Annotated in this window: 13 protein-coding genes; 8 read left to right on the top strand and 5 right to left on the bottom strand. The window is 50.2% G+C overall.

Features of this window, described 5'->3' with window-relative positions:
• Nucleotides 1-37: 37 nt before the first annotated feature.
• The 3 genes from C1752_RS10435 to C1752_RS10425 all read right to left on the bottom strand — a co-directional run bounded on the left by C1752_RS10435 (nucleotide 38) and on the right by C1752_RS10425 (nucleotide 1,894).
• A complete protein-coding gene (locus C1752_RS10435; protein ID WP_158535061.1) occupies nucleotides 38-628 on the bottom strand; it encodes a class I SAM-dependent methyltransferase in 591 nt (196 codons plus the stop codon).
• Between the two features lie 127 nt (nucleotides 629-755).
• Entirely contained in the window at nucleotides 756-1,052 is a 297-nt protein-coding gene (locus C1752_RS10430) for a DUF1330 domain-containing protein (protein WP_110986001.1), read from the bottom strand.
• A gap of 170 nt (nucleotides 1,053-1,222) precedes the next feature.
• Complete coding sequence (locus tag C1752_RS10425) at nucleotides 1,223-1,894, bottom strand: hypothetical protein (protein WP_110986000.1); 672 nt, start codon at nucleotides 1,892-1,894, stop codon at nucleotides 1,223-1,225.
• Between the two features lie 535 nt (nucleotides 1,895-2,429).
• On the opposite strand from C1752_RS10425, the gene C1752_RS10420 reads away from it, so the two are divergent.
• The 3 genes from C1752_RS10420 to C1752_RS10405 are packed head-to-tail and all read left to right on the top strand — an operon-like array spanning nucleotide 2,430 to nucleotide 5,279.
• Nucleotides 2,430-3,080 carry an AAA family ATPase gene (locus C1752_RS10420; RefSeq protein ID WP_199464348.1) on the top strand — a complete coding sequence of 217 codons (651 nt, stop codon included), beginning with the start codon at nucleotides 2,430-2,432 and terminating at the stop codon, nucleotides 3,078-3,080.
• Nucleotides 3,080-3,973, top strand: a complete 894-nt coding sequence (locus C1752_RS28060; RefSeq protein ID WP_146242320.1) for a hypothetical protein — start codon at nucleotides 3,080-3,082, stop codon at nucleotides 3,971-3,973. Before C1752_RS10420 ends, C1752_RS28060 begins: the two co-directional genes overlap by 1 nt.
• Nucleotides 3,974-3,986: 13 nt before the next feature.
• Nucleotides 3,987-5,279 carry a glucose-1-phosphate adenylyltransferase gene (locus tag C1752_RS10405; protein WP_110985997.1) on the top strand — a complete coding sequence of 431 codons (1,293 nt, stop codon included), beginning with the start codon at nucleotides 3,987-3,989 and terminating at the stop codon, nucleotides 5,277-5,279.
• A 94-nt stretch (nucleotides 5,280-5,373) separates the two neighbouring features.
• On the opposite strand, the gene C1752_RS10400 is transcribed toward C1752_RS10405, so the two are convergent.
• On the bottom strand, nucleotides 5,374-6,000 hold the full coding sequence (locus C1752_RS10400; protein ID WP_110985996.1) for a TetR/AcrR family transcriptional regulator: 627 nt from the start codon (nucleotides 5,998-6,000) through the stop codon (nucleotides 5,374-5,376).
• A 252-nt stretch (nucleotides 6,001-6,252) separates the two neighbouring features.
• Between C1752_RS10400 and C1752_RS10395 the strand changes: the two genes are divergently transcribed.
• From C1752_RS10395 to C1752_RS10375, 5 genes are all read left to right on the top strand, one after another.
• Nucleotides 6,253-7,449: an ABC exporter membrane fusion protein gene (locus C1752_RS10395; RefSeq protein ID WP_110985995.1), complete on the top strand. Its 1,197-nt coding sequence runs from the start codon at nucleotides 6,253-6,255 to the stop codon at nucleotides 7,447-7,449.
• Nucleotides 7,446-8,621, top strand: coding sequence for an ABC transporter permease DevC (devC, locus tag C1752_RS10390; protein WP_110985994.1), 1,176 nt, complete (start codon nucleotides 7,446-7,448; stop codon nucleotides 8,619-8,621). The genes C1752_RS10395 and devC overlap by 4 nt, the downstream gene beginning before the upstream one ends.
• Before the next feature lie 21 nt (nucleotides 8,622-8,642).
• A complete protein-coding gene (locus C1752_RS10385) occupies nucleotides 8,643-9,353 on the top strand; it encodes a DevA family ABC transporter ATP-binding protein (RefSeq protein ID WP_110985993.1) in 711 nt (236 codons plus the stop codon).
• A 108-nt stretch (nucleotides 9,354-9,461) separates the two neighbouring features.
• Nucleotides 9,462-10,532 carry a PRC-barrel domain-containing protein gene (locus C1752_RS10380; protein ID WP_110985992.1) on the top strand — a complete coding sequence of 357 codons (1,071 nt, stop codon included), beginning with the start codon at nucleotides 9,462-9,464 and terminating at the stop codon, nucleotides 10,530-10,532.
• A 94-nt stretch (nucleotides 10,533-10,626) separates the two neighbouring features.
• Nucleotides 10,627-11,436 carry a DMT family transporter gene (locus tag C1752_RS10375; protein ID WP_110985991.1) on the top strand — a complete coding sequence of 270 codons (810 nt, stop codon included), beginning with the start codon at nucleotides 10,627-10,629 and terminating at the stop codon, nucleotides 11,434-11,436.
• A gap of 20 nt (nucleotides 11,437-11,456) precedes the next feature.
• Here the strand turns inward: C1752_RS10375 and C1752_RS10370 are convergent, their stop codons facing one another.
• Nucleotides 11,457-12,620: a hypothetical protein gene (locus C1752_RS10370; protein WP_110985990.1), complete on the bottom strand. Its 1,164-nt coding sequence runs from the start codon at nucleotides 12,618-12,620 to the stop codon at nucleotides 11,457-11,459.
• Nucleotides 12,621-12,644 lie beyond the last annotated feature (24 nt).

Raw genomic sequence — 12,644 nt, 5'->3', positions numbered from 1 at the left:
TTTTAAATGTAACCAATAAAGTCCCTGCAGACCCTGGTTAGGCCCATGAGACTCGCTCAACATCATAGTAATTATTTCGCCCTTCATCCTCGTAGGTGCCCAATATGCGAAACTGGGCCTTTCGCAGGATACTTTCGTATTGTTCCCGCCCGAGAGAGCGGCACTCATGACCGGTTTGCATATCAGCCCAGGTCCCAATTTCAATCGGTGCTGTGAACAAGAAACGACCTCCAGGCGATAGAAGTTCGGACACTCGGCTGATTAGGACAACCTGGTCGTCTGCGCTCAAGAGGAAGAGCAGTCCAATAGATATGACTGCACTGAACTTCCGCCCAAAATAGTCACTGTCCAGGGCGCATGTGCATTGAACGGGAATATCTGGAAACCGAACCTTAAACTTGGATATAAGCGTAGGCGAAGAATCGACTGCCCAAAGCTTTAATCCCGCGTTGGCGAGTGTAAGGGTCACTGGAATGCCGCCGCCGCAAGCAATCTCAAGGACATCGCTACCGACAGGAAGTGAGTGTATCCATTGTTCAAGAACATCAATCCCTATCGTCGAACAATCCCGGATATTTAAGAATTTTTGGGCATGATTCTCGTATGCACTTGCTGAATCTGAAACCATATCCTTAAGACAAGAACGGGGGACTAACGTCCAGTTAACCGGCGCTTTACAAGATGTTGTACAGCAAGGCATATAGATTGAGTGACAACTTACGATCCTGAGTAGGCTGAGTGAGTCAAAACTGCAACTACATTGATACGATCACACTAACTTGATACTTGGAAAATGCAATTCTCTTTACCTCATCCAGAGATCCATATTCCTCGCTATCAAAAACCTTACTGACTGATGCTTCATCCGGGTACTCGATCAGAGTCACGTATTGGAATTCATTGGAGCCAACAATGCTATTGGCAAGCTCGAATCGATCGATTATCTTGGCCCCAGCTGACTGCATTAAAGGACCAACGACACTCAGATACTTATTCAACGCGCTTTCAGCACCAACATTCACACTTGTCATCGCCAGTAGTTGTATTGTCACCGCTCGTTCCTAAGAAAGTTTAGCGAGCACCATTTGCTTGCTCGCAAATCTAGATTTTGCCAGACGCGATCTCTCACAGTGCTATACAACGGCCACCCCATCAGGGGCACGACTACTAATTTAAAGCGCTGCTTAAAAACGTGTTTCGAGCGTCCCGCTGCATGGATTTGTCATACAACATTTGGTCGTCGTACTTGAAGAGTCATACCTGGCTTAATACCCACTTCTTCCAGGGTGCGTTCATCCCAATTGGTGCCACGATGCTTGCGAGCAAAGCGAGAACCAATTTGATTATACAATTTTCTATTTTCAGCATTTGCCAAGACCCATTCTCTACCATAACTATGTACCGGTAGGTTATCAACTCTGTGCCACACATATCGAAGAAATAAGCCAATTGATTCGAATTCATCATAAGGTATGTTTATGATTTCTCCTCCATTCCCTGAAATAGGTGTTGTATCCAGGGTAACTGAATGACTTTTCACGAGTTCATTCACGAGTGATTCAACCCTCAGCTCATCATCTTCTACATTCCTAATAGCTTTCTCAGTATTTTCAACCCATTTATCTACCTTCCTGAAACGCCTCTGCATTGCTTCAGAAAAAGCTTCTATTGTTGTATTTCCCTCAAATTCTTTAGGGTGGTAGAACACAATTGGCCTATGCCAAAGTATGTAAAAAAACAAGATAGAAACATGCAAGGGGAAAAAGACAACAAATAGAGTAAGGATTAGTTGAATATGACCGTCTGTTTGTATAGCAACCACGCCAGCTACAGCTTCCGACAAAGAAATAAATAGGGCAATTATCCCAAGCGGAGTCAGTAATTTTTCTTTCATGTTTCTTATTGATCATAAATAGGCGCATGACTATATTTAGCATTCAAATTTTAGTCTGAATAGTCTAACGATTGAAAGTAGGAAATCGTTAGATCCCATACTTAACATGTCTTTTCAAGAAGGTAACACCTCAAACAGCAACATAAGTGCAGATCCGGCAAAACTTCCCGATAGAAACCAGGGTAAGATTAGCTACAGCTTCTGTTCTGAAAGACTTTTAGGCATTTTTTCTCAAAAGCTTGCAAGAGTTTGGGCTGCACTAATCCGCATAACTTCTGTGAACTAAGCGTTGTCCGACAGATTATAGAAGCACAACTGCGATGGAGTTGCGATCGCATCAACAAATTTATCTATTCTTGTTTCCAAGCAAGCGCGAGGAAAGCTCAGAATACTAAGTAATGGCAGCACAGCCCTATGGTTTGTCCAACAGATTTCAAATCTAATGCGCTGAAGAGATCAAGGCGTCCCGCTAAAGGGTTATAGTCTTTCCAGGAGAATTGTGCTGGGCGCAGAAATTGCGCTGGAGGAAATCGCAGTGCCTACTGCTTCCACGAAAAAGCTTTTAGTCATCCTCAATGGTAAGGGTGGCGTTGGGAAAACCACAACCGCTGTCAACCTGGCAGCCGTTCTGGCTGAGGATCATAAGGTTCTACTAGTCGATAGCGATCCGCAGGGTTCGGCGGCTTGGTGGACGCAACGTTCCCCTGACGATGCGCCAAAGTTTGACGTTCAAACTGAAACCGATCCAACGTCGATGAAAGCATTGCGTCGCGATCGCAAGCATGATTTCATCATTGTAGATACGCCCCCTGCCTTAGATTCTGAGACACTTAAAGAAGTCGTCCCTTTGGCCGATTATCTTGTATTACCCACTCCACCAGCACCCATGGACCTCACGGCTCTGATCGAGACGGTGCGGACCCGCGTTAAACCCGTTGGTGTTGACCATCGCGTCTTACTAACGCGAGTAGACCCTCGCAGCCTCCGGGAAGCCCTTGAAGCACAAAACACCCTTAGAGAATTGGGGATTCCAGCCTTCCATGCCTTTGTTAGAGCCTATAAAGCCCACGAGCGAGCGGCCCTAGAAGGCAAGCCCATCACCCAGTGTAAAGGGAAGCAAAGTAAAGAAGCACAGGCGGATTATTACCGCGTTGTTGATGAAATCAAACGAGATTGGGAAAGTTAATGGCGACTAAAAAAGGTTTGGCGGATCTGCTGAGAGAAGAAGTGAAAAAATCTCCAGACTTTGAAGGAGACAGCACTGCAGCGAAAGGAAAGAAACCCGCCGCAGATTCAGCATCAGCAAAGGACAGCGCTATGGACACCCCAAAATCGACCGCCAAAAAGACTGCTGGCCAAGACACAAAATCGACCGCAGCAAAAGCCTCGACAACTGCGAAAAAGAGTAGAACGACGACGCGTAGCCGTCGCACAACAAAGGCAAAAACAGCTGCTAAGCCTACAGCAAGCCGAGGCCGGAAAACGACCGGCTCCACCACGAAATCATCAACTACGGCAAAAACAACTGCAGCCAAGAAGCGGGGTTCAGCCACCGCAGGCACGCAAGCCAATCGTAAGACAACAGCTCGCAAAACGTCCACTGGCAAAGCCTCTACGGCATCTGCAGCGACAGACAGTACCGTGACAACAGCCGCACTGGAGCGGCAGTTAACTGATCTGAAACAAGAACTCAGCATTGCCAAGCAGCAGGAGGTCAACCTGGGAGGGCAGGTAAAAAAACTAGAGGTGGCTTTATCTGATCATCAAACTGCTGTTAAAGCACTCCAGCAGATGGACAAGCTCAAAAAAGAGCTCGATCAGACCAAGAAAGATGCCCTCAAGCTAGCCAAGGAAAATCAGCGCCTCCAGAAGCAGATAGCGAATCAGGAAGCGAAGCCTGCTGCGCCTAAGGCTGAGCCACCTGAGCCGAAGAAAGCTGAAACGGCCCTTGTCGCTGTACCCGCTGCCAGAAGCCGATATCGTTCTTTGCCCAGCCGCCCCGTAATGCCCGATCGCCCGTCGGCAAGGCAAGGAACAGGAACAAAGACAGAGACCTTAGAAACCTGGTGTTTTGACTAATTAGGGTTAACTCATGAAAAACGTACTCGGCATCATTCTGGGCGGCGGTGCAGGAACAAGACTGTATCCACTGACGCAACCGAGAGCCAAGCCCGCTGTCTCTCTGGCGGGCAAATATCGTCTAATTGATATTCCGATCAGCAACTGCATCAACTCTGAGATCACAAAGATCTATGTGCTAACGCAGTTCAACTCAGCTTCACTGAACCGCCATATCAGCCGCACCTACCGCTTCTCAGGCCTCTCTGATGGCTTTACCGAAGTCTTGGCTGCGCAGCAAACGCCCGACTATCCTGACTGGTTTCAGGGAACGGCTGATGCGGTGCGTCAGTATCTATCTCTATTTCGCCAGTGGAACGGTGTAGAAGATGTGATCATTCTTTCGGGTGATCATCTCTATCGCATGGACTACAGCCAGTTTATTCAACACCACCGTGAGACGGGTGCTGATATTACACTGTCGGTGATTCCCATTGATCAAACCCGAGCCTCTAGCTTTGGGTTGATGAAAATCAACGATCAGGGACAGGTCATTGATTTTGCAGAAAAGCCAACAGGAGACGAGCTGGAGCAGATGGCGGTCGATACGACCACTCTGGGTCTGTCTGCAGAAGAGGCTCAGAAAAAGCGATTTATCGCCTCAATGGGCATTTATGTCTTTAAAAAACAGGTGCTCTTTGATCTGTTAGAAAATCTAGCGGACACCACCGATTTCGGGAAAGAGATTATCCCGATGGCAGCGACTGATCACAATGTCCAAGCCTATCTGTTCAATGGCTACTGGGAAGATATTGGGACGATTGAGTCGTTCTACCATGCAAACTTGGCGCTCACGGAGCAACCCCATCCCGCCTTTAGTTTTTATGATGAGCAAGCACCGATTTATACGCGATCGCGTTACCTCCCTCCCAGCAAAATTTTGAACAGCAAGATCACAGAATCGATGATTGGTGATGGCTGTATTTTGAAAGACTGCCAGATTAACCATTCCGTTCTGGGGTTGCGCAGCCGAATTGGCTCTGGGAGCGTGATTGATAACGCCCTAGTGATGGGGGCTGACCACTACGGCTCAGAGCAGGAGCATAGTCCCTTTGACACCATTGCCCCGGTGCCGTTGGGGATTGGCCAAAACTGCCGGATCATGAAGGCAATTGTGGATAAAAATGCCCACATTGGCAACGATGTACAAATTTTCAACAAAGATCGAATTGAAGAAGCTGACCGTGAGGAGCAAGGATTCTATATCCGCAGCGGCATCGTCGTTACGGTTAAAAACGCCGTCATCCATGATGGGACCGTAATTTAAGGCTTTTAGGATGCCTGCATTGCTGCCGTCCATCGGCTGAGTATTGCCTTGCTCGGGCTTTTTCATACAACAATGCCGTATACAACGATGCGCTTCAGGGCTCACCTTCAGCGGAAATAGCGCTGCTGAGAATCATATGCGTCAGTGTCTTCAGCAGCCGCTCTTTCTCCATTGGGATAATTTCCTTGCCGTGCAGCATCTCCTGTAACTGGATGTAATGAACCATTGTGCCCACCACGATGCGGGCCGTCGCCTCTGGATCAGCAAACTTGAGATAGGGCTGAGACGCAAGATACTGGCTGAGAATTTCTAGTCCTGGTTTTGACATATTGCGGACAAAAATCTGGGCCAACTGTGGAAATCGACCTGACTCCCCAATAATCAGCCGAATGAAGGCCAAGTGCTGACCATCTTCAACCATGTGCTCCAGCGCCTTGGTGAAAAAGATCGGTAGGACCTCACGCGGGTCTCCCTGAAGCGTATGCGACCCCAACAAAGTTGAGATCTTCTGCTGAGCCATATTCTTGACCAGGGCTGCGAACAGACTTTCTTTATCTCCAAAATGGCTGTAAACCGTGGCTTTCGAGACACTAGCCGCTGCAGCCACCCGATCCATCGTTGTTGCGGCATAGCCGTGAATTAAAAATTCCTGCATGGCTCCGCCCAAGATGGCATCAGCCTTTTCGGGAGAGAGAGATCGCTTTGCTTTAGCTTCAACCATTACCTTCAAAGAAAAAATGAATCACGACTGTCAGGAGCGTCTTTGGGCGAGCCTTTGTCTCCACTCATGATCATAGAGGACAGCTGCGGCCTCCTGGATGCTCAGCAAAATTGTAGTCGGCACTCGCCTCAAACACGATCAGAACAACAAACGCTATTTGACAAGACTAAACTGATTAGTTTAGTCTAAGTATAGGACACTAAACTAATCAGTTTAGTTCCTGTATAGAAATCTCCCTGCAGGAGTTCAGTAATGGTTCCAGGTTCTGTTAAGACTAGCTCTGCCGCTGCGAAGCCTACCGGACGCTATGGTTTGCCGTTGGTGATCGTTGCTGCGTTCTCTGTGGGTGCGATCGCAAGTTACACCATCCGGCAGGTCCAGCGCTCTGAGCCAGAAGCTCCGATCGCTGAAGTCAAACAGTTCGCGCGTCAAACCGTGACCGCCTTAGGTCGTCTAGAACCCAAGGGAGAAATCGTTAAGCTATCGGCCCCCTCCTCTACCGCTAGCAGTCGAGTTGAGCAGCTTTTAGTCAAAGAGGGAGACCGGGTTACCGCCGGTCAGGTAATTGCGATTTTGGACAGCCGCGATCGCCTCCAGGCCAGTGTTTTGGAGGCACAAGAACGCGTTAGAGTCGCTGAAGCCGAGCTAGCTCGCGTCAAAGCCGGTGCCAAACAGGGTGAACTCAGCGCCCAGCGGGCCGAAATCAATCGACTGGCTGCCCAACAGCAGGGAACCGTAGATGCTCAAAGAGCCACCGTTTCCCGTCTAGAGGCGGAGCTACAGAATGCCACCGCTGAAGCGAGTCGCTACCAGAATCTATACGCTCAGGGGGCGATTTCAACGTCAGAGCGAGACAGTCGGCGACTCACCCAGCAGACCGCCGAGCAGCAGCTTCGAGAAGCTAAAGCCGTCCTCAGTCGCCTACAGACAACGCGATCGCCCGAAATTGATCAGGCTAGAGCCAACCTAGAACGCATTGCTGAAGTCAGACCCGTCGATATCCAGGTGGCCCAGGCCAGTGTGAATCAGTCTATTGCCGCCGTTAAGCAGGCACAGGCGCAGCTTGACCAAGCCTATGTACGCGCCTCCCAGAGTGGCACAGTCTTAGAAATCCATACGCGCCCTGGAGAAGTGGTCTCTGAAGACGGCATTGTTGAGATCGGCCAGACCCGCACCATGTATGCGGTCGCAGAAGTCTATCAAAGCGATATCCAGCATGTGCAGCCGGGTCAAAAGGTGAGGGTCACCAGTGATTCTTTGGCAGGCGAGCTGCAGGGCACCGTGGACTGGATTGACGCCAAGGTGCAGCGCCAAAACGTTGTGAATGCAGACCCCAGCAGCAATATTGATGCGCGGGTGGTTGAAGTCCATGTGCAACTTGATCCAGCCTCCAGTGAGAAAGCGGAGAAGTTCACAAACTTGCAAGTACAGGCGGAGATTAATCTGTGATCGGCTTTATCACGAAACTCAAGCAGCGAACGCCGCTGGGGTGGCTACAGCTCCGGCATGACAAAACACGATTGGCCGTTGCAATTGCCGGGATCACCTTCGCCGACATTCTGATCTTTATGCAACTCGGCTTTATGGGGGCGCTGTTTGAATCCAACGTCAAGCTCCACCGGCAGATCGACGCCGATATTGTTCTTCTTAGTCCCCAGGCCCGTAACCTCAGCAACCTCTCGACCTTTCCTCGACGGCGGCTGTATCAGTCAATGGATGTTCCAGGGATCCAGTCAGCCGATGCCCTTTACATTGGGTTCACTGACTGGAAGCATCCCACAACGCAGAAAAAAACCTCCATGCTACTGGTGGGCATGAATCCCGATCGTCCTGCCTTTATGCTGCCGGAGGTCAGCCAAAATCGAGACAGGATGAAGCTGCCAGATACGTTGCTGTTTGATCGCGGTACCCGAGGCGACTATACCGATCTGATTGCTCAACTGGAGCAGGGGCAAACCGCCACCACTGAAATCGATAAGCGCACCGTCACCATTGACGGTTTATTTGAAGTCGGCGCTTCTTTCACCACAGATGGCGTGCTGATGACCAGCGACCAAAATTTTCTCCGGCTCTTCGGCAGGCGAGAGGCCAGCACCGTCAACCTGGGCTTGGTGAAAGTTGAACCTGGCGCAGATCTAGAGCAGATTGTTGCGACCCTAAATGCTCAGCTACCTGAAGATGTTCAGGCTCTCACCCAAGAAGGCTTTGTCACCTTTGAAACCGACTACATCAAGAAGAATTCCGCCATTAGCTTTGTGTTTAGCCTAGGGGCTGTGATGGGCTTCATTGTGGGCGTTGTGATTGTGTACCAGATTCTGTCTACTGATGTGAACGATCACATGGCAGAGTATGCCACTTTCAAGGCAATGGGCTATCGGCACCGCTATCTGCTGGGCGTCATTTTTGAAGAGGCAGTTATTCTTGCTGCGCTGGGCTTTTTGCCGGGCGTCGGCGTCTCTCTCGGGCTTTATAAGTTGACCAGCGCAGCCACAGCTCTGCCGCTAGCAATGGATCTAGGACGCGTTTTAATCGTCTTTACGTTAACGCTGGTGATGTGTAACGTGTCCGGTGTGGTTGCGACACGACGATTGCAGTCTGCTGATCCCGCTGATATTTTTTAAGATCTATTATCCATTCTCTCCATGTCCATTCACTCCTCAGCCCCCGTCATCTCCATTAACCACCTGGATCATTCCTTTGGTGAAGGCCAGCTTCGTAAGCAGGTGCTCTTCGATATCTGTTTAGAGATTTTTGCCGGAGAGATCGTGATTATGACGGGGCCATCAGGTTCAGGTAAGACGACAATTCTGACAATGGTGGGGGGGTTGCGATCGCCGCAATCAGGCAGTCTTAAACTTCTGGGCCAAGAACTCTGTAATGCATCCTCAGAGAAACTTGTGCAGGCTAGGCGCAACAATGGCTATATCTTTCAGGCCCACAACCTCCATCGCAGCCTCACGGCTTTAGAGAATGTGCGGATGGGGTTAGAGGTGCAGGGAAAGCTGAGCTGGGCAGAGATGCAGACCCGAGCCGTGGAAATGCTCACCCATGTGGGGCTAGGGGATCATGTTCATAAATATCCTGAGAATTTGTCGGGGGGAATGAAGCAGCGGGTTGCGATCGCACGTGCCCTCGTCAGCCATCCGGCTGTTGTCTTAGCCGATGAACCCACAGCCGCCCTTGATAGTAAATCAGGCAGAGACGTTGTGAATTTAATGCAGAAACTTGCGAAAGAGCAGGGCTGCACGATTTTAATGGTCACCCACGACAACCGCATTTTGGATGTCGCCGATCGCATCGTCCATATGGAAGACGGCAGGCTGCAGACCAATACAGTCCTGACAGCAGCTTAAAAAAAGACACCTCGCAGGCCATCAAAAAACGATAATGGCTCTCAGCAAAAGAACTATAGTTGGAAAAGAAGCACTGAGGAGTGCCATAGCGATAGCTGGAATAATGTCTTGAGTGCATCAAAACTTGTCCGTCACCGCGATCTGCTGAATCTTCTGGTCATTGACCGCGCCACCACCGATGAGCTGGGCCGCGTCGAAGTGGTATGGATGCATCCACCTGCCCACCGTGTCCTAGGTTTTATCTGCAAAACAGGACCACTTGGGGGACCGAAGTTAGCGTTCAATCTTAAGCAAATTCACCAGCTCGGGCCAAAAAGCATTGTCGCCAACGGAAACGCGGTGGGCACCAACACCAGCGAAGTCAAACTGTTAGAGTCTTTGATTGGCCTAGAGGTCTGGAGCGATAAAGGCAACAAAATCGGCAAAATCATTGACTGTCTTTTTGACCTCAGATCCGGCGTGATCACCCAATACTTATTTCGCTCAGACGGCTGGCGAGGGGTAACAGGCGGTGTTTATCAACTCCCCACCGGCAGCATCCAACGGTTCGGGAAAAAGCGAGTCTTTGTTTCTGGTACCGTTACCCACAAACCTAAAATTTATCAACCAGGCCTAGAAGAGAAGTTAGCCAAGGCAGGCGATCGCATTCAGTCTCGCTTTGCTGACCTCACTCACCAGGCTAGCGATCAACTCTATCAGGTGACCGACCAAGCCACCCATAGAGTTCAATCCTTAACTGAGCAAGCCACTCAGCAGGTGCAAAGCTTGGGACAGCAGTTGACTGAAGAGACTCAAAATCTGACGCAAACGGCAAAGCAGCGCGGTCAATCGCTCTTCTCGCGGGTTCAAGAGCAAGCTCGCAATCTTGGCGAAGAATTTAGCTTAGAAGATCTGACTTTCACAGACTCCCGGCCATCGCCCCCCGACACCAGTTTGCAAGACGACGACGTTGTCTGGGACTCTCTGAGCCAGGACGATGCTTCTCCAGCAGAGAAGGCTTCGGACCCTTGGGAAGATCTATCTTTAGACGATTCTCAAGTCTCCTCTTTCCCCAATGATCCTCAACTCGTCTCAGCAGATCTCAAAACAGAGCAATCCGATCCCGAAGAACACACCTGGAGTTCAGGCCTCGGAGATATTCCCCTAAAAGATTTAGAGGATGATGATCCGTGGATTTAGCCGCTACCAACCGCAGCAAAGACGCATTGAGTCTCATGCTTGACGGCTTGTTGTGACGGCCAGTACGTGCAGCTGGATTCTCACTTCGCTAGCAATGTTCGCGTTTGCTGGCAACTCTATTCTCTGCCGGTTAGCACTCAAAGAAACAGCCATTGATGCAGGAACATTCACCGCAATTCGGATTCTGTCCGGTGCCTTAGTGCTATGGCTGATCAGCCAGTGGCGTGGCCGGAAAGTCAGGTCTGCTGGCAGTTGGAGATCGGCTGTGGCCCTATTCATCTATGCCACAGCCTTTTCATTTGCATATGTCGAGCTAACGGCAGGCACAGGGGCTTTACTACTGTTTGGGGCAGTACAGGCCACGATGATCGGCTACGGTCTCTGGAAGGGAGAACGCTTAAGCAAGCGTCAGATCTGCGGTTTTATACTCGCATTTGGCGGACTTGTGGGGCTTGTGTTGCCCGGTGTCTCAGCGCCACCAATACTGAGTTCTAGCTTGATGTTGGGCTCTGGTGTGGCCTGGGGAATTTATTCTTTGCGGGGTAGAGGTGCCAGCGACCCCATTCGCGTGACGGCGGGTAATTTTTTGCACGCCGCTCCGTTTGCGGTGGCCTTGGGGATAGCGATGGTTCCAAGCGCTTCATTAGCTGCGATCGCAACAGGTGGCCTATGGGCGATCGCCTCCGGTACCCTGGCCTCGGGCGTTGTCTATACTCTCTGGTACATCGCTCTAAAGAACCTGAAAGCCACCTCTGCCGCCACCGTACAGCTCAGCGTCCCCGTGATCGCAGCCATTGGCGGCATCATTTTCCTAGGAGAGGATCTGACGGTGCGTCTTTTTATAGCTTCCTTCGCCATTTTGGGAGGCATTGCGCTGGCGATTCGCGAAGCTAGGACAAAGTGAATGTGTAGGTGAGCCACACCTTACAAACTATCGACTTCAATCCCTTGTTGCTGCAGCTTGCTGTGTAGCTGAGTGAGCGATCGCTCTGCCCGAACGGCTCGCTGCTGCTCTGCTTGAACCACTTCAGTTGAGTCCTGATCCGCTGCTTCATAACGTGTAAATTGACTGAGAAGCGTACCGATGCGCTGTAAACGCTTGATTTCGAGATCGGCTCTAACGGCATCTTTGGCATTTCTCAACGCGGAACGGGTCAACGATGTTTCGGCAGCTAACTCTTCTAGATCATCGTTTTCTAAAGCCTTCAGATCGATAATGGTGCGTAGACCATTGGTCCGCAGATCCTTGACGCCTTCACCAAAGCAAGCACACAGCTTGGCTTGCAGAATCCAGTCTACGAGCTGTCGAGCACTGTAGGGGGTCTTGAGAATCAGCGGGACAAAATCAGCGGTGGCTAAGTCATAACAGGTATCGATACCTAGCTCTTCTAAGCGCAGGCTGTCATAACTACCAATCCCTTCAATCATCGTTAAAGGCGCTCTGCGAACTGACGGGTGCTCTTCTGACGAGAGCATGGGCACTCGTTCCATTAGCCAGCGCAGCCCCGAACGTGGAAACATGCCAATCAAAAAGGCGAGGGCGGGCCATAGCGTTGCCATAATTTCACCACTTTCGCTCCCTAATAGAGAATCTGTGGCGTTGTACATGACCAGCGCGGTTAGAGAGGCCAGCAGCATCCGAATACCCAGGCTGTAGTAGACAGTAGAGACCAAATCGTTGAGGGAATATCGCTGAAAAATATAGTGCAGTCCCCAGACATAGGCTCCTAAAAAGGCCATGCCAAAAATCAATCGAGAACCGGGTTGGGGGAAATGGAGTACTTCTACTTTCGGAAATTCTGTGAAGCCCAGCTGAGGAGCCAGCAGTAGCATCGATAGACCAATACAGGAGATCACTGTGGCATAGGCAACAGCCCAGAACAGTTGCAGATGTTCACCAAATTTGTGGGATTCTGCTACTACAAAAACGTTGCGATAGTCGCTATCCACCTGCAGCAAATCAAGAATGCGATTAATCTCTAGAGTGCTGCGATCGTGTCGGAAAAGATTGTAACTCAGGGCGGTAAGAGGCAAAAAGGAAGAAAGAACAATGACCGCCGTCATCAGAATCGCCGTGGGTGACATCATAGATCGATCTCCAGGGGCAGATAC

The organism is Acaryochloris thomasi RCC1774 (genome assembly GCF_003231495.1).
Taxonomy (GTDB): domain Bacteria; phylum Cyanobacteriota; class Cyanobacteriia; order Thermosynechococcales; family Thermosynechococcaceae; genus RCC1774.
Note: the sequence above shows the minus strand (reverse complement) of the source record. Positions and strands in the feature narration are given on the sequence as shown.

Coding starts and splice junctions, on each gene's coding strand:
- C1752_RS10435 (WP_158535061.1), bottom strand. CDS start 628: ATGGTTTCAGATTCAGCAAGTGCATACGAGAATCATGCCCAAAAATTC.
- C1752_RS10425 (WP_110986000.1), bottom strand. CDS start 1,894: ATGAAAGAAAAATTACTGACTCCGCTTGGGATAATTGCCCTATTTATT.
- C1752_RS28060 (WP_146242320.1), top strand. CDS start 3,080: ATGGCGACTAAAAAAGGTTTGGCGGATCTGCTGAGAGAAGAAGTGAAA.
- C1752_RS10405 (WP_110985997.1), top strand. CDS start 3,987: ATGAAAAACGTACTCGGCATCATTCTGGGCGGCGGTGCAGGAACAAGA.
- C1752_RS10400 (WP_110985996.1), bottom strand. CDS start 6,000: ATGGTTGAAGCTAAAGCAAAGCGATCTCTCTCTCCCGAAAAGGCTGAT.
- C1752_RS10395 (WP_110985995.1), top strand. CDS start 6,253: ATGGTTCCAGGTTCTGTTAAGACTAGCTCTGCCGCTGCGAAGCCTACC.
- C1752_RS10385 (WP_110985993.1), top strand. CDS start 8,643: ATGTCCATTCACTCCTCAGCCCCCGTCATCTCCATTAACCACCTGGAT.
- C1752_RS10375 (WP_110985991.1), top strand. CDS start 10,627: ATGTTCGCGTTTGCTGGCAACTCTATTCTCTGCCGGTTAGCACTCAAA.
- C1752_RS10370 (WP_110985990.1), bottom strand. CDS start 12,620: ATGATGTCACCCACGGCGATTCTGATGACGGCGGTCATTGTTCTTTCT.